Consider the following 21969-nt stretch of genomic DNA (forward strand, 5'->3'; position numbering starts at 1 on the left):
TTCAAATCAACTATTCTTGTCAATCTAACAGCACCTTATTCATCATTAATATAGTAATTTTGTGTTCTTTTGCCACATATGACACAGTTGTCAGCAAGATTAAGTGGTTTACATAGTTTTATTGACCATGTTAGTATCATGTTGTAATTCCGATCACGTTGTGGTTAATATCGTAAACCATTTTCCGTTACCATTTCATGCGTGTCTCAGAAATCATTTTATCCGAATATCCCCAATTTCCACAGAGTTATCCACATGTACACGCGTGTCACTTTTTTATAAAATATGGGTTAAATTGTATAGTTATCAATTATATTTTTCAAACAATTCAAACTATTTATGCATTTTTATGGTTTACATAATATTCTATATATTATGTATTATGTTAACCAATAGCACATTTTGCTTGTCAGAACCCCGTTTTCTTATGATAGTTTCCGCTTATCCACATCCTTCAATCCGCTTCCATAGTGCGTTTACGTCATTTTTGACTCTACTGGTCGATGTTCTTATCATACCTTTCCACTCCCTTGGAAATAGTTCATAATATGATTTTTGCAGAAAACGTTCATCCAACAGAGCAACTATTCCATAATCATTCTCGGTACGTATGACACGCCCTGCTGCCTGTAGAACTTTATTCATTCCGGGATATCTGTAAGCATAGTCAAATCCATCCTCTCCCTGCAGCTCAAAATATTCTTTTATTATTTCTCTTTCATTGCAGACAAGAGGAATTCCGGTTCCAACTATGATCACTCCGATAAGACTATCATTTTTCAGGTCGATTCCTTCGCTGAATATTCCGCCCATCATACAGAAGCCAAGAATACTCTTTGATGGCTCAATCTCTATCTCCATATTAATTACACTGGACAGATCAATATCATTACCTGCTGTGAATCTCCCTATAAATTCTTCCCTCTCTTCTTCGCTCATGATTTCATTCTGAACCAGTATCTCCTGAGCATCCTCATCATAGTATTCCTGTTCAAAAATGTAGCCCACTTCATCCATAAACTGCCTGGACGGGAAGAAAATCAGATAATTCCCAATTTTTCCTTTAACAATGTCATTTATATATTTTGCAATTTTCCTGTACTCTTCTTCACCTCTTCTTGTATACCTGCTTGTGACATCTCCGGCTATAAGCCTTGCGCATCTTTTGCTGTCAAATACTGAATGTGCATAAATCTCATAATCCTCAGGTTTTCCACCAAGAAGCTTTTTATAATATTGAATTGGAAGCATTGTTGCAGAAAAAAGTATCGATGACTTTGCTCTCGTCATGCAATTCACAAGATTATCCGACGGATCAACACACAGAAGCTTTATTTTAAAATTCTCTTCTTCGTTATTCTCTGCATATATCACATACTTATCGTTTATGAGTTCATATATATTTGCAAATCTGGATATTTCAAAATAAAAATCGAGTATATCATCACGGTACATGCCTTCAGCATGGTCTTCCAGCCAGGATGATATAACAGAAATAATCAGATTGATTTTCTGCATAATCGGAGTAATATCCTCAAGAACTTCAGCAAAATCCCCTTCCTCCATAATATTTTCCATTTCGGAAGAAAGCCCTCTCACCAGGGATGCTATTTTGGGATGAGCCTCAGATATCAGCGCTTCAAATGTTGTAAGCATATCAAGATAGAGCTCTGCGCTGTACATATCTCTACCCCTGTCAAGAAGATTATGTGCCTCGTCAATCAGAAAAATATTATTACCGGCACTTCCTGATGCAAAAAATCTTTTCAGATAAATAAAAGGATCAAAAACATAGTTATAATCGCATATAACCGCATCCGCAAAAAGGCTCATATCAAGAGAAAGTTCAAAAGGACATACCTTGTGCTTCATTGCATACTTAACGATAGTATCTCTGTCAAAGGTGTCGCTCTGTGTAAGAAGCTCATATATACAATCATTAACTCTGTCAAAATGACCTTCCGCGTAAGGACATGCAACGGGATTGCAGTCACATTTATCAATAAAGCAGATTTTTTCTTTTGCCGTAAGCGTCACGGTTTTGTACAACAGTCCCTGGCTCTTTCTCAATAGCTCGAAGGTCTCCTCAGCTACAGTCCTTGTAATAGTCTTTGCTGTTAAATAAAAAATACGCTCTGCCTTCTCCTCACCTATTGCCTTTATTGCAGGAAATACCGTACTGAGAGTCTTACCGGTTCCTGTAGGTGCCTCAAGAAAAAGCTTTCTCCCGTGATATATGGTCCTATATACACCTGCTGCCAGCTCCTTTTGCCCCTCTCTGTAGGTGTACGGAAACTGCATTTTATGTATTGAATCATTTCTAAGACTATCCCAGGTTGCCGTAAATTCTGCCCAGCGATGATACATATGGATAAGGTCCTCAAACCATTTGATGATTTCCTCATCCTTATAATCTTCTTCAAAATATTTAATCTCCTCACTGTCAAAATTGCAGTAGGTGATCCTCACACTGATTTTATCAAGACGGCGTTCCTTAGTGATAATGGCCGCATAACACTTTGCCTGTGCCAGATGAACAGGATCAGGTTCCTTTATATTTTTAAGGTCTCTGTAAGTTCCTTTTATTTCATCAACAAGCAAGGGTTTACCTTTTCTCTCCATAACCCCATCTGCTCTGCCATCTATAGTCAATATGTAGTTTTCACTTGGATATGAAAAACTAAGCGGGACTTCCGCCTGATATTCCGATCCCATGCTCTTTTGAATTTTGCGGTGTATCCTGCCGCCCTCCTGCATGGCTGTATCCGGTGCATGATGAATTCTATTGTCCAGATTACCTGATCTAAGAAGAAACTCTACTAAGCTTCTGACTGATATTTTTAATTCTTTCATAGTTTTCTATAATCAAAGAGTCTTATGTTATTTTTTTGCGCATTTGCATTTATGCAACATCTACATTATGCACCGATGCGCATCCATAGCGGAGCGCTTTTTATGATATAGGAATTTCGGAGAAATTTCCTATATCATAAAAACACTCCCCATGACATTATATCATGGGGAGCCCGTGTATCAGATAATTATTTATAACGCTTGGCACATAGTGCCGTTTATTTATAACTCACTATCGTCTGTTTAGTAATTAGCAAGCAATTGCATGCTGACTAAGATATGATTCAAAATCCTGGTTGAATCCACTATATCTAACTGTAAGTGGACAATCGAAGTTGAGCCCAAAGACACCAAGAATGGACTTAGCATCTACTGTAAAACGATTGTATGAAACGTCAATATCGAAATCGCACTTAGTTGCAGCGTTAACAAAATCCTTTACCTGATTCGGTGTTAATTTGATTATCTTCTTCATTTCCATAGTCTTTTTATCTCCTTACTTTGATGATTATATCTCAAAAATTTGAAAAAATACTGTAGGTTTTCTTATGATTTTCTTAAGATTTTCTTAAAACGATTAAGTTTTATTTATTTAGGCAAGTATCAAACTAATTAAATCATGATTAACTAGCAATTTATTAATTTATATTTTAGATTTAAACCAATCTATTTATAATTTATTCAATTTTTTTCTTGCGTGATGAAATAAAAAGCGTTTTAATCATAAATATAATTTTAGAGAGGAGCATTGTTATGGAAAATCTTATTATTCCCAAGGATTATACATCCGCATTAAATCTCCACGACACGCAGGTAGGAATCAAGACAGTTAAGGACTTTTTTCAGAATACCCTTTCCGAGAACCTTAACCTGCTTCGTGTTACAGCGCCTTTATTCGTGGCCCCTGAGTCAGGATTAAATGATAATCTTAATGGTGTTGAACGCCCCGTTGCCTTTGATATTCGTGAAGAGAATGAGCGCCAGGCGGAAATTGTACATTCTCTTGCTAAATGGAAGCGTTATGCACTTAAAAAGTATGGCTTTAAAACAGGCGAAGGTCTCTATACAGATATGAATGCTATTAGAAGAGATGAGATTCCCGATAACATTCACTCCGTATTTGTAGATCAGTGGGACTGGGAAAAAGCGATCCGTAAGGAAGACCGCAACTTTGATTTTCTTAAGGATACTGTCCGCACTATATATAAGGTACTTAGAAAAACAGAAAAATATATGTCTATTCAGTATGACTATATTGAAGAAATATTGCCCCATGATATTTTCTTTATAACCTCCCAGGAGCTTGAAGATATGTATCCGGGCAAATCTCCCAAGGAACGTGAGTATCTGATCACCAAGGAAAAGGGTGCTGTGTTTATCATGCAGATTGGTGACATTCTCGCTTCAGGAGAAAGACATGACGGTAGAGCTCCGGACTATGATGATTGGGCACTCAACGGTGATATTCTTGTTTATTATCCTGTTCTTGATATTGCTCTTGAGTTATCTTCCATGGGTATCCGTGTTGATGAGGATTCTCTTAAGACTCAGCTTGAAAAAGCAGGCTGCACTGACAGAGCAGAGCTTCCTTTCCAGAAGGCCATTCTTAATAAGGAGCTTCCTTATACCATTGGTGGCGGTATAGGTCAGTCAAGACTCTGCCTTTTCTTCCTCAGAAAAGCACACATCGGCGAAGTACAATGCTCTCTTTGGGATGAAAAATATACAGACTATGCAAGAGAAAATGGTATTCCTCTTTTGTAATTTATAAAAGATGTAACGACAATAATTTTACTCAAAAACAAGTTGACAACATCTAAAAAATGGCATTAAATAAAGTCGAATGAAATTTAAAATATTATTATAATTATTTTTGCTAGGGGAGCGCTGCTGAGATGATGGTTTTCCATCGACCCTCACTACTTGAACCAGGTAATACTGGCGTAAGGAAGCATTTATCTGATATCACATTGTGATTTTGATGAATCCAAAACCTCCCTGATGCAAAAAAGGGAGGTTTTTATTATGTCACTTTTCTTAACACAGGTAGAAGATACCTACGAAATCACACCGGCTGGTTATGGTCTGTTTGTATTTCTACTGATTGTAGCCCTTGTAGCCGCATGCTTCTTTACCGGAAACGATAAAAAGAATCATTTCTCCGTTAAGCAGCTTGTATTTGCAGCAATGTCAGTAACTCTTGCAATGATAACCTCTATGATCAAGGTATTCGAAATGCCTATGGGTGGTTCCATCACACTCTTCTCAATGTTCTTCATCACATTCATCGGTTATCTTTATGGTCCAAGAGCAGGCCTTACATCCGGAATTGCATACGGTCTTCTGCAGCTTATCATGGGTCCTTACATTATAAGCATTCCTCAGCTTATCTGCGATTACATACTTGCCTTTGGTGCTCTTGGTCTTTCAGGATTCTTCAGTAACTCCAAGCACGGAATGATCAAAGGTTATGTACTTGGTATTGTTGGAAGACTTGCATTCTCCGTACTTTCAGGCGTAATCTTCTTTGGTCAGTACGCTGCAGACTATGGTATGCATCCTTTCACTTACTCTCTTGCATATAATGGTCTTTATATCGGCGCTGAGGGTATCCTTACAATCGTACTTGTCAGCATACCCGCAGTTAAAAACGCCTTTAACAAGATCAAATATATGGCAAATGAAAATGATGTCAGAGATAAATTAAAACTCGCATCATAAAGCAATTGTTTCACCAAGGGTGAAGGAGTAGATAATTCTCTCCTTCACCTTTTTTTGTGTAATTCTCTCAAGGGCCTTCTGATAGTAGTCAAGCTGAACCCTGTATTTATCTGCAAGCTCACCTGCAGTCTTTACTTTATCTGTCTTATAGTCAAGAAGGACAATATTATCGCCCTCTTCAAACCATACGTCTATTATTCCCTGAATAAGAACAAGCTCACTCTCAGGGAATTTCGTATTAACTTCATCCGCGTTTATCCCCATCATAAAAGGAGACTCCCTGTGCAGCTTACCAAGCTCCATAGCTCTCTTCATCCTTGAACCGACTTCACTGTTACAAAAGCCAAGAATATCCTCATTGTTTACACTCCTATGGGCACCCTCAGGTATCTTCCCTGCTTCCTCCATTTGCTTTATCCATGAAGTAAGATCTGAAACAGCCTCATCAATATTTGTATCCTCACTGCCATATAAAAGCTCCATGACTCTATGATAAATAGTACCTCTTGCAGCACCGTAGGCCTTTTTCTCAGTGTTGTCGATAAAGCCCGGAACAATCTCTTTTTCAGGAATAAGCTCATAGGAAGGCTCATTCTTTTCCTCAAGCCTTGCCTTTTTAAGCTCTGTAACGGTAGTTTTTACATAAAGATCTTCATAGTCCACAAAGGCATATTTATAACTGAACCTGTTCTCAAATTTCTCAATAAGCTCTTTCTCGGAAGAAGCTGCATTTGAAGTAAGTGCATTGAGTCTTACTTTTGCAGTTACCTCATCAGTTATTTTTTCGGCTGTAAGTTCATCCATTGACACAAGCCTGAACGAGAATGGGACCACATCTTCTTCAATCTTATTGCAGTCAACCTCCATCTGTCTGCAAAGTTCTTCAAACCGTGGATGTCTTGCCAATGCCATAAGCACAAGCTCCTGATATGTGCTTGCAGAATTCCTAAGATAATACGGTAAAAGATACGGCTGTTCCGACTCGGCTGCTACCCTGTTCCTATAACTCATCAGCTTTTGCAGCTTACCATTAAACTCACTTTCTGCAACATTCTCTCCTATGTCAGCTTTAACCTGGCCTGTCATAATGAGCTTATCCTTGGCTCTTGTCATGGCAACATAAAGAATACGCATCTCCTCCCCAAGGATATCTGTCTTCATAAGGTCACTCATTACGCTTTTTCTGAGAGTTTTGTATTTTACTCTGTGTTCAAGATCCATTGCATTTGAGCCAATACCCATGTCCACATCAAGGACTACGGACCTATTGGTATCCATATAATTAAACTTCTTGGACATACCTGATAAAAATACAATAGGGAACTCAAGTCCTTTACTCTTATGAATACTCATAATTCTGACTACATCTGCATTTTCATCCAGTATATTTGCTTCGCCATAGTCAACCTCATATTTCTCAAGCTGTTCTATGTATCTGACAAAATGGAATACTCCGCTAAAGCTTGTTCTTTCATAGTCCGATGCCTTCTCGCAGAGCATATTAAGGTTTGCGAGGCGCTTGGATCCACCGGGAAGTGAAGCGCAGTATTCCCCATAATGTGTATCATCCAGAATACGCCTTATAAGCTCATTTACGGGAAGATATTCGGCCTTTACCCTATATTCCTCAATAAATGCCACAAAGCTTTGAATTTTGCCGCAGAGCCTGTCATCTATAAGTTCCCGCTCTGAATCATCCAGACACCTTTTAAGGATGCCGTAAAAGCTATTATCTGCAAAAGAATCCTTTTCGACACTTCTGTCATATGCTTTGATAAGTGCAAGCTCATCATCGGAAAATCCCCCTATCGCTGAGTGCATAACACTGACAAGTGCCACATCCTGTCTGGGATTATCAAGTATCCGCAAAAAATTCAAAAGTGTCACAACTTCTACGGCTGAAAAGTATCCTGTCCTTGACTCAACATAAGCAGGAATTCCTCTGCTCTCCAGCGTCTTCTTAAATACATCATCCGAACCTTTAGGGCTTCTTAAGAGTATGACGATATCTCCATATCTTACAGGTCTTAGCTGCTTATCCTCACCTGTGACCACACCATCCTTCATAAGCTCGGAAATCCTGGCAGCAATCATTTCTGCCTCAATTTCCTTTGCCTCATCAGAAGATGATGATTTTATATCGGCAAACATGAATTCCGTTGCAAATATTTCTTTCTGATCATCATTTGGCTCCGGAAACTCCCCACCGGTTACAAGTCTGGCATCCTCGTTATAGCTTACTCCTCCAAGGTCCTCACCCATTATCTGTTCGAAAATGTAATTTACGCCGTCAAGGACCTCACTTCTGCTTCTAAAATTATTATGCAGGGATATTTTTCGTTTATCATCACCCTCATTCCAGGAGTAATCCTTCATTTTCTTCATGAAAATATCAGGTCTTGCCAGTCTGAATTTATAGATACTCTGCTTTACATCTCCCACCATGAATCTGTTATAGATGCCATCTGATTCACCTGAAACAGCAGATAATAGTATCTCCTGAACCATATTTGAGTCCTGATACTCATCAATCATCACTTCTTCATAGTAGTCACGGTACTGTTTTGCACCGCCTTTAAGTATTATCTCAAGAGCAAGATGCTCCATATCGCCAAAATCGATAATACCCTTCTCGCGCTTTTTTTCATCGAATTTCTCTTTGAAGCTTATAGCCAGCTCTGCCAGAGTTTTCACGGGTTTGCTGGCAAGCTCCATATGACTGCAGATAGTTTTCTTATCCTCAGCAAAGTATTGCGATGCAAGCTTTCCAAGAAGCTTCTTTGACTTTTCTCTTAGATCTTTTGCCAGCTCACGCTTGTCTGTATTTACAGATTCATCCTTCTTACTTGGAAGTCTTTTAAAATTAATCCCTAATACTGCAGCTCTCAGATCATCAAAACTCTTATCCTTATAATTCTGCAGCCCCTGTATCTGATCCAGTTCTTCCTCAAGCAAATCCCCATAAAAATACGGGCCATCGGGTTCATTAGCGATTGCAAGGGATTTGGAAGTGTATTCCACACATTCTTCGATGGCATTTGCAAACTGTTCCTTTGCCTTCCTGACAAATTCTGCCTCCTCAAAGCTCTCAGCATCTATAAGATAATCGTCAGCACGCTGTGAAAGCCATTCCTCAGGAAATGGCATACTCATGGCGTATCCATAAAGCTTTAAGATATATTCCTCCACATCTCTGTCGCTGCTGCCTGTAGCGAAATACTCCATACAATTAGTAAAATCCGGATCACCCTCTTCATATTTTTCTTCCAGAAGTTCTTCGAGCACATCCGCCTTAAGAAGCCTCATCTCTCCCTCATCTCCAACTCTGTAGGAAGGGTCAAGGTCTATGTCATTAAAATTATTCTTAATAATATATTGGCAAAAAGAATCTATGGTGGTTATCTGCGCACCATGAACAAGAGTCTCCTGCCTTTGGAGATGTGTATTAGTCGGATCCTCTGCCAGCTTTTTCTGTATTGCCTGCAGAATCTTCTCCTTCATCTGCGCTGCTGCTGCCTTCGTAAAGGTAACCACAAGAAGCTTGTCTATATCTATAGGATTATCCCCGGTGATACGCTGAATTATGCGCTCAACCAGTACTGTGGTCTTTCCTGAGCCGGCTGCCGCAGATACCAATACATTTGAATTCCTTGCATCTATTACTGATTGTTGTTCAGTGGTAAAACCCATCTTTATATCCTCATCTTAGTGTTTTGTCCGGATGACAATTTGTCTAATTACTTGTTTGATTCTCAATATACGTAGTCATCTTCTATCGCTGTAGCCATCTTCTATCGCCGTAGCACAGCTTTAATTATCCTGCTTTATAAGCCTTAAAATCTCATCATCCTTCATGGCCGTAAGCTTCCTCTTTGAATATCCCGGAACAGACTCATCATAGCCGCAGATTGATTTAAACCTGCAGAATTCACAAGCTGTCCTTTCCTTCATTTCATAGGGGTTAACCTCAATGTCCCCCTTCATTATCTTCTGTCCGCTTCTCTTAATGAGCTTTGTAACGTAATTCGATACTTCTTCAAAGTCTTCAGCAGGCATTACATCCGAAGCACTCTTAAAAGCACCATCCTTCTTAAATGCCACAGATATTACGTCTGATGCCTCACCGGCCTCCTTGTCGATAAGATCAACAATATGCCGATCCTCCTGCACAAGACCTCGCATACACAAGGCTTTGCGTATTCTTGCATTTATCTCCTCATCCGTATTATCTTTTGCCACATCATCTCCATCAAGAACTGGATCAGTCAGATGGTAGTACAGGACTGCCGCGGGAACTATCTCCTTCCCGGCGCTCTCTGCCTCTGCCATTCCTCTTGCTACATTCATGTACATGACAAGCTGAAGCTGCAGACCATAATATAATGCGCAAAGGTCAAATTTCTTATTGCCGGATTTAAAATCTATTACCTTCAGGTAGACATGATCCGCATCCTCGTAGGTATCAATCCTGTCTATACGGCCTGTGAGCCTCATCTTCTGGAGTATTCTTCCCTTTTCATCCTCTGTAAGACTAATATTTATGGCATCGATCTCACCTGCTTCATCAAAAGAGGTCTCCATGCTCTTAGGTGTGAAATATCCCTTATTCAACTGATACTGCAGAGTATCAATACTTCTCAGAAGTATCCTCTTTATCCTCTGCATCAGAAATTCATTGCGCTTACTGCTCTCTAATATATTGCCGTTATAACCTGTCGTAAAATCCTTCAGTGCTTCATCTAAAAGTCTCTCACCCTGCTCCCTGTCAAAGTCATTCCAGGTAAGATTCTCCTCTTTAAGCTTTTTGGAGAAGACCTCCAAAGCGCCGTGAAAAACAGTACCAAGATCGGAGGAATCAAAAGAAAACTCCTCTCTCTCATCCAGCTTAAGTCCATACTGAAGGAAATGAGCATAGGAACATTGAGCATATTTCTCAAGTCTCGATACCGAATTCCTCAGATAGTTACTGTACAAAAGAGCCGCTATACTCTCAGAAAGCGCCTTGTGCTCATAGCCAAAGCCTGCTGCCTCAACCATCTTAGTAAGTCTTCTCATTTCATCCTCTGAGCCGCATTCCCGAAGTGAATGATAGAGTGCCGTAAATGCTCTCTCTTCCGCATCATCCATATAGCCTCTGGAATATTCCTGAATATGAGCCGCCACAAAGTCCATGGCATTTCTCTCAGTTTGCAGAATGCCGCTTTGCACGCTCCTGTCATAGCGCTCATAAGTAACATCCGGGAACAGAGCTTTTATCTTCCCGATAAGATATGCAGGTCTGATACTCTTGCCGTCATTATCAATGTGAGCATAAGACAGATAGAGCTTATCCGAAGGCTTCGTCAGATTCATATAAAGATACAGTCGCTGGATATACATTTGCTGTCTGGGGGTGGGGGCCAGCTCTATATCCGTAAGTGAATCCGAAAGAAACTGTCTCTCAATGTCGGAAATGATACCACCTGTTCCTGCGGACTTGGGAATAAGATCATCATTTACTCCCAGGAAGAAGAGCGTCTTTACCTCTGTAAGTCTCGTTCTCTCGATATCTCCGACCACAATGCGGTCTACGCTCTGAGGTATTGTACCAATCTCGATATCGCCAAAGCCCACATCAAGTATCTCTGCATATTCCTTCCAGGTCAGCTTCTCATCACCCATAAGAGCAGTAACCTGCTCCAAAAGTGATATGACCCTGCGGAAAATGACATCATATTCCTTGGCCCTTATTGCGTCACTCTGCTCCTTAAATATCTTCTCAAACTCAGTTATCTTATCCTGAGCATTTATTCCTACAAGGAAACCATAAAGAGCTTTGGAATAATCCAGCACTGTTCCTCCCTCTGCCTCAAATAGCGGAGCAAGCGAGTTTACAGTCTTTTCTCTGAGTCCATTTATTTCATCAAGGTACTGTTTTTTCTGCTCTTCAAATATAACATTCTCGCTGTCCTTTAATCCGGACACTTCAGGTTTCCTCATTATTTTTGAGGGAATCATACTAAAGGCACTCTCCCAGCCCTTCCTTCCGCGGATACCGAGTGCTCTCACATAGTTCTCCAGCTTATCTGTTTCCTCTCCGGATAGCGGTGCAAGTCCGCTTCTTAGATAATGGAAAACAGCTTCATAACTATAACGTGTTGTCACCACAAGAAGCGCACTTCTTATGGCTTCTATCAGTGGATTAAGCTTTATTTTTCCATTCTGATCAAGATAAACCGGTATATCATATTTTTCCGCCTCAGTCATAACTGCAGCAGCATACCTGTCCAGGCTTCCGCAGACTATAGCAAAATCCCTGTATAACGTCCCTTCATTTTTACGGATAAGACTGCGGATTTTTGAAAATACAAACTGCACTTCCTCTGTGACATTATCGGCTTCCAGAATCCTTATTCTCTCACATGCTTCCTTTGTTTCACCGCCATTATCTTTACCGGCTGAATATTTCTCATTCCCATATCTGAAAAGATGTTTTTCCAAAAACGCCAGCTCAGGATTAGCGGCATGCCTTCCAAATTCGCCATTTATCAGCACTTTTGCATGATTATTGCTGTAATACTCTGCCCACCTGTCAAAATCCGGTACCATTGCAGGATCAACGCTTTTTTCATTTTCGTATTCAATGCAAAGAAGATCATGAACAGTTTTCCTAGTGAGTAGAAAAAGATCCTGCTCCGCACTTTTATCATAAGCAAATGGATCCTCACCCTGTCCTATGGTACAGGTAAAAATGACCTCAGATGCAGACTTAAGAAGCTCTTTAATGACCTTATACTGTACAGGAGTAAAGCCCGTAAAGCCATCAAAAGCAATAACACTGTCCGCAATCAGTTTTGAAGAGGGAACCGCTCTGCACAGAACCTCCATCAGTTCCTCCTGCGCGATATAATTCCCTTTAATATATTTTTTAAACTCTGAATAAAGAAGCTGCAGATCCCTCAGCTTAGACTTAAGCGCACCCTTATTCCCGCAGGCATCTATGATCTCGTCCATCATGTCAGGCTCAATGCTATACTGCATGAATTCAGAAATTGTGGACTTAACCTCATCAATGTAGCCCATTTTGTGCATACTTCCGCCAATTACAGGGAGCTTCTCCTTATTTTCCTCGGCAACATGGCGAAGCACAAGGCTCTTACCCATATCGTCCAAAACCTTATCGTGCTCTTCTCCCACTTCCTCGAAGATACGATGAGCAAGGCGCGAAAAACTTATGGCATCAATATTCATAATGCCATGCCTGGGGTGCTGTTTTACAATATCAAGCTGTGTCTGCATGGTAAACTGATCAGGCACAACAAGCAGAAAATTCCTCTCCGGTTCATTTATACTTCTTTCTATTATCTCCTGTCTTATCTGATAACTTTTACCTGATCCCGATGGTCCAAAAACAAAACGCAGCATAATTGTTTCCTCCGTAATTTAATCATTTTTAGTATACTCTCTTAGGTGTCCTAAATCTAGGACAGCAAAATATCTCACGTTACTATTCACAGTTTTCAAGATATAGTATCTTTCACATAAAGAGATTTCAGTTGCTTCGAAATGCCTAAAACAATGAAAGGTCTTAAAGTTTATAGTCTTTTTAATACCATAAGACAATCTATTGTTTTATAATATAATAGACACACGTAAATACGTTTGGGCAGAGGCCATGAATAATCAATCAAAGGTAAGAGATATCCTAATCCTTTCGGTGCTGTTGATTTTTTCTATCATAGCTCTCTTGGCACTTGAAAGTGATCTTTTTACAATAAGACCTTCAAGTCATTTTTACCAGCTTGATTCAGGGTGGTCTGTTCAGTATGGAGAAAAGAAATATGAGAACGTGACCCTTGTTGACTTTGACATAACTGATTCCGTAAAGGGCGACACTGTTTCTTTTACCAGGACTATCCCACCTACCGAACTCAAGTCCCCTGCTATTATGTTTAAAAGCAGATTTTGCGTAGTTGATGTTTATAAAGATGGTGAGCTTATCTACTCCTATGGCCGGTCCGGGTATGAACGCGGGACGTATATAGAAAAAAAATACAATATGGTTTCTCTTGGTGAATGCTCAACTGAGCATGAACTGACTATTACTTTTCTGATAACCGAAGATCATGAGGTAAAGAACTTTTTCCCCGTTCGTTTTGGAACAACAAAAGAATTGATAACATATTTCTTTCAAAACAGTAGGCTTTCGATGTTTGTGGGGGGCTTTTTCTACATATATGCTTTTGTTTTATCGGCACTTGGTCTGTACATGCTTTTTTGCGGCAAATTCTTTCCATCTGTATTTCTTAGCGCAATGTTATCCCTTCTTTTGGGAACTTATACCTTTACCTATAACGATATTTTGTTCTTTGTAAGTGATAAAGATAGACTTTTCTCTGACCTTGAATATCTTTCTTTGTATCTTTTACCTCTTGCTGTTCTTATCCTTTTGCATTCTACGCATCCCAATATTGCAAAAAACATACAGAAAGGTCTTGCTATAGTTAATGTTTCCTTTCCTGTTATTTTTTCCATATGCCATTATTCCGGACTTATCAATTTCACTCATTTTGTGACCTTTTTTCAAATTATACTTGCGGTTGAAAATGTCATATTCCTTCCTTCTCTTATAAAGGGCCTCGGAAAGGAGTATAAAAGGCATAAAGAGTCGGATGTTTATATTGGATTTTCAGCGGATAATTACCTTGTTCTGGGTTATATACTCCTACAGGTATTTTTATTCCTGGAGATAGTAAAATTCAACTTTACAAGAAACAATACCGATATCGGATCGAATTTCTACTCCAGGATACATTTGCTGGATTTTGGACTTTTGGACTTTATGATATGTCTTTTTGTCTATTATTTCTTAAGCAGCATTGAACAAATGAATGCCAGCAGGGTAAAAGAGGAATTGGAAGGACTTGCATTTACAGATGCACTTACAGGGCTTATGAACAGAGCAAAATGCACTCAGTATTCCTATGCGATAAATAAGCCCTATGCTGTGGTCATTTTGGATCTTGACAGGTTAAAAAAGGTAAATGATGCTTATGGCCACCTTGAGGGTGACAAAATGATAAAAGCGTTTGCAGTACTTTTGAAAAAAGCTTTTGCGGATGCGGACCTTATCGGAAGAACGGGCGGCGATGAATTTATGGTTATCTACGAAAAACCTAAAGAGGGAGTATGTCAAACATGCATAGATTATCTGCAGCTCCTGGTAGATGAGTACAACGAGAATGAAGGAAAAAATGAGATGTTTTCTGTATCTTTTTCTGCGGGGCATGCATATAGCAACGAGATAGAGGAAGATGATTTCAAGTTTGCGTATTATCTGGCTGATAGCAGAATGTACAAAATGAAGGAGACCCATCATGCTTAAGAAGGCCCTTTATTCATTTATAGCCTTTATAGCATTTATTCTGATGCTCATGGCAGCGCAAGCCATTCTAAAACCTGAAGGAGCTGACAGAGTAGAAGTTTTACGGAATGGATGGTATGTTCGCTATAATCAAACTGAGTATGACAATGTAAAGCTTTCTGATCTTAGAAGGCTTATTGGTAACGGAACATTTAGAGGCGACCGGGTTATACTGACCAAGCCAGATGTTGATTTCACAGGGTTATCTGATCCTGCCCTAATGATAGAACCCAATTTCAGCGCCTATATAGTCAGTATAGACGAACTGGAAATAGAGCATAAGTTCCTGGATAATTTTGAAAAAAATGAGTTTGTCGGCAGTGAAAGGAATTTTGTTATCCTTCCAAAAAAGTTAGGGAAACACGAAATTACCATAGAACTGTTTGTGGGTGAAGATGGTGCCTATAATTTCTATGATGCTCCGATTTTTGGAGAATATACTGATCTTTTTAGGTTTGGCATCTATAACAATATGTTCATATTCACAATTTCTGCCTTTCTGATAATCTTTGGCTTTATGTTTTTCTTAATTGCTCTTGGCTTTGAGAGCAACTTTCCGGAGATCAGAATGCAGATGTTTTCGGCACTTTTATTCATTGATCTGGGAGTATGGTTCCTTACTCAGTTCAAGCTTCTTGATCTTTTTATGGAAATAGGAAATCGGCAAACAGAGGCTGAATATATTTCTCTTTATCTTATAGTGCCACTCATGTACATGGTCCTGGGCAGCATGAGAAACTATCTAAAGAAAAAGAGTTTTCTAGTTTTCGCTACTATAGGAACCTTGTTGTCATTTCTTCCTATTATCCTTCATTACACAGGACAAATGCATATTAATCAGCTTCTGTGGCTGTATCAGTTAAATGCACTTACATTGATCATTTTTATGTTCGTAATGCTTTTTGGAGATGCCAAGAACAGGAGTATCCCTCCGTCACAGAGAGTACAGCTTGTGGGGCAGGCCATTTTGGGAGCCACCTTTATTATAAATGTATTTTTCTATTACCTTGAGGTGGCCGGAATAATGGAGCAGATCATGCTCTCCAAGAAGATAGTTCCTCTTGGAGCACTTTGCATGGTCTTTGCAACCCTGGTCAATTACTATATCTATATTTCCGCATCTATTGCCAGAAAAAAAGAGTACCAGTCCCTTACACACTATGCCTATGCAGATGGCCTTACAGATATCCCTAACAGAGCAAGACTTGATAAATACATAGCTGATATCATCAAAAAGAATATTGATTTTTGTATTATCAGCATTGACCTAAATGGGCTTAAGACTATTAATGATATCCAGGGGCATCTTATGGGAGATAAATACATAAGGGAATTTGCCGGCGTTTTAGAAGAATGTGTTGCGAACAGGGGATTTATTGCAAGATGCGGCGGTGATGAATTTATTGCTGTTCTTAGTGGGAATAATCTCGAACAAGCAGAAATAGTGATAGAGGAAATAAAAGCTGCACTTGATAAACTTAACCGGGAGGACCCTGAGCTTAATCGAAGCGCAGCTTTTGGCTATGCATACAGGCATGAAACCGATGGCAATAATTGGAATGATATTTATTTTCTTGCAGATGAGAGAATGTACAAAAACAAAGCTTTCATCAAAGGGAAGTAATCGTGTTTTTTGAGGCAGCCTCGTTGCTTAATAATAATTCGTATTAATGATGGAAGAATCTCATTCCTGTAAATGCCATAACCATATCGTGGTCATTAGCAGCCTGAATTACATTATCATCTCTTACAGAACCACCAGGCTGTGCTACATATTTTACACCACTCTTGGCAGCTCTTTCGATGTTATCGCCGAAGGGGAAGAATGCATCTGAACCAAGGGCAACATCTGTATTCTTATCAAGCCATGCTCTCTTGTCAGCATCTGTGAATACTTCAGGCTTAACCTTGAAAAGGTTCTGCCACTTTCCATCAGCAAGCACATCCATGTAATCAACACCGATATAAAGGTCGATTGCATTGTCTCTGTCTGCGCGGCGGATATTATCAAGGAAAGGAAGCTCCAATACCTGGGGTGACTGTCTGAGGAACCAGTTGTCAGCCTTAGAACCTGCAAGTCTTGTGCAATGAATTCTTGACTGCTGGCCTGCACCTATTCCGATTGCCTGTCCACCCTTAACATAGCATACAGAGTTTGACTGAGTATATTTCAAAGTAATAAGTGAGATCAGAAGATCCTTCTTTGCAGCATCAGGAAGATCCTTGTTGTTTGTAACAATGTTCTGAAGCATGTTGTCATCGATAACAATATCGTTATGTCCCTGCTCGAATGTAATTCCGAACACCTGCTTTTTCTCAAGAGCTGCAGGCTTGTAGGAAGGATCAATCTTTATTACGGCATAGTTACCGTTCTTCTTTGCCTTAAGGATTTCAAGTGCCTCATCTGTGTAATCAGGAGCGATGATTCCGTCTGAAACCTCTCTCTTAATAAGACGCGCTGTATCCTCATCACAGGTGTCTGAAAGTGAGATAAAATCACCAAAGGATGACATTCTGTCAGCGCCTCTTGCCCTTGCGTAAGCACTTGCCATAGGTGAAAGATCTCCAAGATCCTCAACCCAATAGATCTTCTTTTCAATGTCTGTAAGCGGAAGACCTATAGCTGCACCTGCAGGTGAAACATGCTTAAAAGATGTAGCAGCAGGCATTCCGGTTGCAGCCTTTAATTCTGATACAAGCTGCCAGCCGTTGAAAGCATCAAGAAGGTTGATATATCCCGGCTTTCCGTTTAAAACCTCTATAGGTAAATCTGAGCCATCTTCCATGAATACTCTTGAGGGCTTCTGATTAGGATTGCATCCATATTTAAGTGCTAATTCTTTCATTATATTCTCTCCTTAACCTTCATAGGTTTTTTCAAAATTATCTTAAATTATTTAACGTTCTTGTTCACAATACGTGTCTCATATTTTCCTGTCTCAATATCGATGAAACGTGTAAAAAGTGATACCTTGTTGTCTGCGTTTAAGTTTTCCCAGATCATGTTTGTAAACTCATCGATATTTCCTGAGATTTCAACCTCTGTAGGCTCTCCCTCATAGCTGGGAAGCGGATTGCCATCACCCATGTATGTGTGGATAAAATAGCCTTTTCCTGCCTTAGGATTCTCATAAGTATATGTAAATCTGAGGCATGTTGAAGGATCATTATGATCACTCTTAAGGATTGACATTGAGATGTCATATTTTCCATCATCGATATGCATAAGTCCTGAAATTCTGGGGGTATAATTAGGTGCATCAGGCTCAAACTCTCTTGTTCTTAAAGATTCCTCAAAAGACTGTCCTGCTTCCATAAGATCATAGATAGTATCTGTCTGGTCACCATTTGTAACTATTGTATACTCACCTCTTACGCGAACAGGAGCATATATTATAAGGCTAGGATCTTCAAGCTTTGCGGGATCAAATGCCTCTGTGCGGATGCCTTCGCCCTCTGTAACAAAAACTCTGTTTCTGCTGTTCTCACTTCTTCCCATGATGAAATATGCTGTTACCGCATACTTTCCGTCTGCGCTTGTTCCGATAACAATTCCTCTTCCCGGATAAGCATTTGAACTAAGTTCATTCTTTAAATTTACCATTTTGACTCCTTTCATCATCGACGTTTAGATTGTAAATATGCAAAAACCGCCTGGACATACCATTATCTAAACGGCTGCCCAGGCGGTCGACAAATCAATATAAGCTGCACTTCCTCGTGGTAACCCACTTATCCGCCAGTCGTGCAACAACTTTACTTTAAACTAAAACTTTCAGAATTTCAATTAGTGTTTTTTAACAAATTTCATCTGTCAGTTACTGTTCACACCTTACGGTGCTCACAGCAACTGGATTTGCCCATTCCAGTTGCCTTCGGCAAAGGGGCAAATCCTATATTCAAGACGTAGAACATTCTCACGCTCAGCGCAGCAAGTGCGCAGAGCTGTCTGAACAGTAACATCTGTCATCATCTTTGATAAGACTTTCAAGTGTATCAAATACCACATCAGGCTCCACCGGCTTGCTAAGGTGGGCATTAAGTCCCGCCTGCAGACTTCGCTGAACATCCTCATCAAAAGCATTAGCCGTAAGTGCAATTATGGGGATTTTCTTTGAATCCGCCCTGTCAAGGGCTCTGATGGCCATAGTTGCCTGGAGTCCGTCCATTTCTGGCATTCTCATATCCATAAGAATCGCATCGTAGTACCACTCGGGATGAGACTTAAACAATTCAACAGCAATCCTGCCATTTTCTGCATGATCTGCTTCAATATTTCTCATACTAAGCACCTTCTGCATAATCTTTGCATTGACCTTGATATCTTCAGCCAAAAGAACTCGCCTGCCCTCCAGGTTTGCCTTATCAGTCCTTGCGGAGTTCTTGATATTTTTCTGGATCAGAGCCTCCTTAAACTGTTCGAGCACGAAAGAAGTATTAAGGGGTTTTGATGCAAAACTGTCAGCACCGGCACTTATAGCCTCATCCAACACATCCTCCCACTGCTGCGAGGTGAGGATAATGATTGCTGAATCATCGCCTATTACCTCCCGCAATTTCTTTGTTGTTTCAATTCCATCCATCTCAGGCATTTTAAGATCAACCAAAATGAGGCTGTAGGGTTCCCGTCTTGCCTGACGGAGCTTTACCATCTCGATTGCTTCTTTTCCTGAGCTTGCGATCTCTGATACAATGCCTACTTTCTCAAGCTCAACATGGGCATGCTCGCAGGCTATCTGATCATCATCTATGATAAGAACCGTTGTTTCATGAGGATTGATTTCTCCAATATTCTCATCGCTATCTTTTCTGTCAGAATCCAAAAGAGTCACGGATACTACAAACGTAGTTCCTTCGCCTTTAGTACTCTCCACCTCGATTGCTCCGTTCATCATCTCCACAATTCTCTTGGTTATAGCCATTCCAAGGCCGGTGCTTCCATACTTATTGGTGGTTGAAGAATCCTCCTGACTAAACGCATCAAATATTTTTGGTATGAATTCCTTATCCATACCAACTCCGTCATCCTTCATAACAAACTTTAGCGTTGACTTACCATAGAAACCTGCGGTCTTTTCAACAGTCAGTCCTATATTCCCGCCCCTCTCCGTAAACTTCACGGAATTTCCGAGGATATTTATAAGAACCTGCTTTAGTTTCATATCATCGCCGATGTAATAGTTATCGATTTCTCCAAGGACTTCACAGTTATAATAAATACCTTTATCGCTGCACTGCGTTCCTATTATCGTATTTACCTGTTCAAGAAGCTTTGTAAATGAAAACTCCTCATTCTTTATTACCATCCTGCCGGATTCGATCCTGGACATATCGAGAATATCATTTATGATCTTTAAAAGATGTCCCGCAGAACTTCCTATCTGCTCAAGATATTCCCTTGTCCTGTCAGAAATATCCGTATCACTGAGAGCGATTTTATCAAGCCCGATGATAGCATTCATGGGTGTTCTGATCTCATGACTCATATTTGATAAAAAGACAGTCTTTGCCTTACTTGCTTCCTCAGCCACTGCCAGTGCATCCGACAGAGCCTGACTTCTCTCAAGTGACTCTCTCATCTCAGCATCAACATCAGTAAATCCCACACCAATGGAATGGATCATATGGTCATCTCTGTCCTCTGCTTTTCTGACACTTGCCATTCTGAGCATTTCATAGGACTCCTTGCCATCCTTGGATACAAGATATCTATAGGCTATCAGCTGCTGTGTCTCAAGACTTTTCCTTATATTATCCGGATCGATGAATTTGAGAAAACCTTCCCTGTATTTTTCATCCACATATTCGTTGGCATAATTTGTGAAGGTTTCACTGAAAATGAAATCCTCCCCCTCTGCAAGGCCGTTTTCAAGTTTGGAATGCGCTCTGTAACACACCCCTGAATCCTTATCAAGATTTACATAATAAACACTCCTGTAATCGGCTGCCAGCGCAGTGATCATGTTGTTTGCACGCCTTTGGGCATGATCGATATACTCTCGTATGATTCCTCTTGCGTAATGGACCTTTTCCCCAAGAGCCTGTATATCATCAATAGCATCCTCAACTGCCTTTTCCCCGCCGGTGTCATCCTCTGATTCTATAGACAGTTTTTCATGAAAACCGTTCATACTTCTGTCTGTAGCAGCAGATACAGCGATTTCTCTGGTAATGTCATCAATATCCTTAGTGAGGTCAACCAGTTCCAGATTTATATCCCTAAAGTGCTTTCTTACCCCGCTCATTACAACTGTGACCGCAAATATACCAAGAGCGATTGTCACAATTACACTGATAAAAATTGTCTCTGCGAATTTTCTTATCTGCTTCTCATACCATTCCGTTGAAAAATCCACGGCAACAATCGTTGCTACCTCGCCTTTGGAATTAAAAACCGGGCTGTAGGCACTGTAAAAAGATCCCCACTCATCCACATATGGCTCTTCATCAACGGAAGGGGTTCCAAGGCTTGCCTCATACAGCGCATCAGTATATACAACATCATCGCCAAAGGGCGCTGGATCAAGAACAGTCGGATCAATTGAAAAAGTGAAATGTTTATTTCCCTCATCATTTATGCAATAGATATATTTTAGTTCAATGGCATCCTGAAAAGCCCTTAAGTTGTTCATCTGGGACTCATACTCCTCAGTCCCCTCATCCTCAGGAGAAATATGCTCCATAATATCGCCGTCCAGCATGGCTGCTGCCGTATTGGCAATATCAAGCATTCGCGCATTTATTATGGTTTTAATTGATTCGCGGGATTGGTTCAACAAAACAAGACCCACAAGCACATTGCCTATGAGAAGAATGGCAGATACTATAATAACCAGTTGCATTGTAAGAGTAACTTTTCCCTTTTTCATGATTAACTCTCCACATATGAGCAACTTAATACACACAGTTCTCACACAATACCATTGTATGATAATACGATTTTATGGTATCACTATAACAATGATAATTCTATTAACACCATATTAAAAATG

Annotated in this window: 11 protein-coding genes and 2 riboswitches; of the genes, 4 read left to right on the forward strand and 7 right to left on the reverse strand. The window is 40.0% G+C overall.

Annotated features, from left to right (window positions below):
• Positions 1-441 precede the first annotated feature (441 nt).
• Both G622_RS23980 and G622_RS0120025 read right to left on the reverse strand, forming a co-directional pair.
• Positions 442-2853: an ATP-dependent DNA helicase gene (locus G622_RS23980; RefSeq protein WP_044958216.1), complete on the reverse strand. Its 2412-nt coding sequence runs from the start codon at positions 2851-2853 to the stop codon at positions 442-444.
• A 250-nt stretch (positions 2854-3103) separates the two neighbouring features.
• A complete protein-coding gene (locus tag G622_RS0120025; protein WP_026512118.1) occupies positions 3104-3334 on the reverse strand; it encodes an HPr family phosphocarrier protein in 231 nt (76 codons plus the stop codon).
• 272 nt (positions 3335-3606) lie between these two features.
• Here G622_RS0120025 and asnA point away from each other — a divergent pair, with 272 nt between their 5' ends.
• Positions 3607-4617 (forward strand): aspartate--ammonia ligase, encoded by a 1011-nt coding sequence (gene asnA, locus G622_RS0120030; protein WP_026512119.1) that lies wholly within the window; start codon positions 3607-3609, stop codon positions 4615-4617.
• 104 nt (positions 4618-4721) lie between these two features.
• Positions 4722-4820, forward strand: a riboswitch (TPP riboswitch).
• Positions 4821-4878: 58 nt separating this feature from the next.
• Positions 4879-5574: an energy-coupled thiamine transporter ThiT gene (locus G622_RS0120035; protein WP_044958217.1), complete on the forward strand. Its 696-nt coding sequence runs from the start codon at positions 4879-4881 to the stop codon at positions 5572-5574.
• On the opposite strand, the gene addA is transcribed toward G622_RS0120035, so the two are convergent.
• Both addA and G622_RS0120045 read right to left on the reverse strand, forming a co-directional pair.
• The gene (addA, locus tag G622_RS0120040) at positions 5569-9264 is read right to left on the reverse strand and encodes a helicase-exonuclease AddAB subunit AddA (protein WP_081675434.1); all 3696 of its coding nucleotides are present in this window, start codon (positions 9262-9264) and stop codon (positions 5569-5571) included. The genes G622_RS0120035 and addA overlap by 6 nt on opposite strands.
• Before the next feature lie 120 nt (positions 9265-9384).
• A complete protein-coding gene (locus G622_RS0120045) occupies positions 9385-12978 on the reverse strand; it encodes a PD-(D/E)XK nuclease family protein (RefSeq protein WP_081675435.1) in 3594 nt (1197 codons plus the stop codon).
• Between the two features lie 250 nt (positions 12979-13228).
• Between G622_RS0120045 and G622_RS0120050 the strand changes: the two genes are divergently transcribed.
• Together G622_RS0120050 and G622_RS0120055 are read left to right on the forward strand one after the other, a co-directional pair.
• The gene (locus tag G622_RS0120050; protein ID WP_026512123.1) at positions 13229-14938 is read left to right on the forward strand and encodes a GGDEF domain-containing protein; all 1710 of its coding nucleotides are present in this window, start codon (positions 13229-13231) and stop codon (positions 14936-14938) included.
• A complete protein-coding gene (locus G622_RS0120055; RefSeq protein WP_026512124.1) occupies positions 14931-16601 on the forward strand; it encodes a GGDEF domain-containing protein in 1671 nt (556 codons plus the stop codon). The genes G622_RS0120050 and G622_RS0120055 overlap by 8 nt, the downstream gene beginning before the upstream one ends.
• 43 nt (positions 16602-16644) lie before the next feature.
• Here G622_RS0120055 and G622_RS0120060 read toward each other — a convergent pair whose 3' ends face one another.
• The 3 genes from G622_RS0120060 to G622_RS24985 all read right to left on the reverse strand — a co-directional run bounded on the left by G622_RS0120060 (position 16645) and on the right by G622_RS24985 (position 21846).
• Entirely contained in the window at positions 16645-17823 is a 1179-nt protein-coding gene (locus G622_RS0120060; protein ID WP_026512125.1) for a phosphoribosylaminoimidazolecarboxamide formyltransferase, read from the reverse strand.
• Between the two features lie 47 nt (positions 17824-17870).
• On the reverse strand, positions 17871-18581 hold the full coding sequence (locus G622_RS0120065; protein WP_242845536.1) for an IMP cyclohydrolase: 711 nt from the start codon (positions 18579-18581) through the stop codon (positions 17871-17873).
• Positions 18582-18650: 69 nt separating this feature from the next.
• Positions 18651-18734: riboswitch (ZMP/ZTP riboswitch) on the reverse strand.
• A gap of 166 nt (positions 18735-18900) precedes the next feature.
• Positions 18901-21846 carry a hybrid sensor histidine kinase/response regulator gene (locus G622_RS24985; protein ID WP_049945988.1) on the reverse strand — a complete coding sequence of 982 codons (2946 nt, stop codon included), beginning with the start codon at positions 21844-21846 and terminating at the stop codon, positions 18901-18903.
• Between the last annotated feature and the right edge of the window lie 123 nt (positions 21847-21969).

Source organism: Butyrivibrio sp. LC3010 (assembly GCF_000424385.1).
In the GTDB taxonomy this organism is placed as follows: Bacteria; Bacillota; Clostridia; order Lachnospirales; family Lachnospiraceae; genus Butyrivibrio.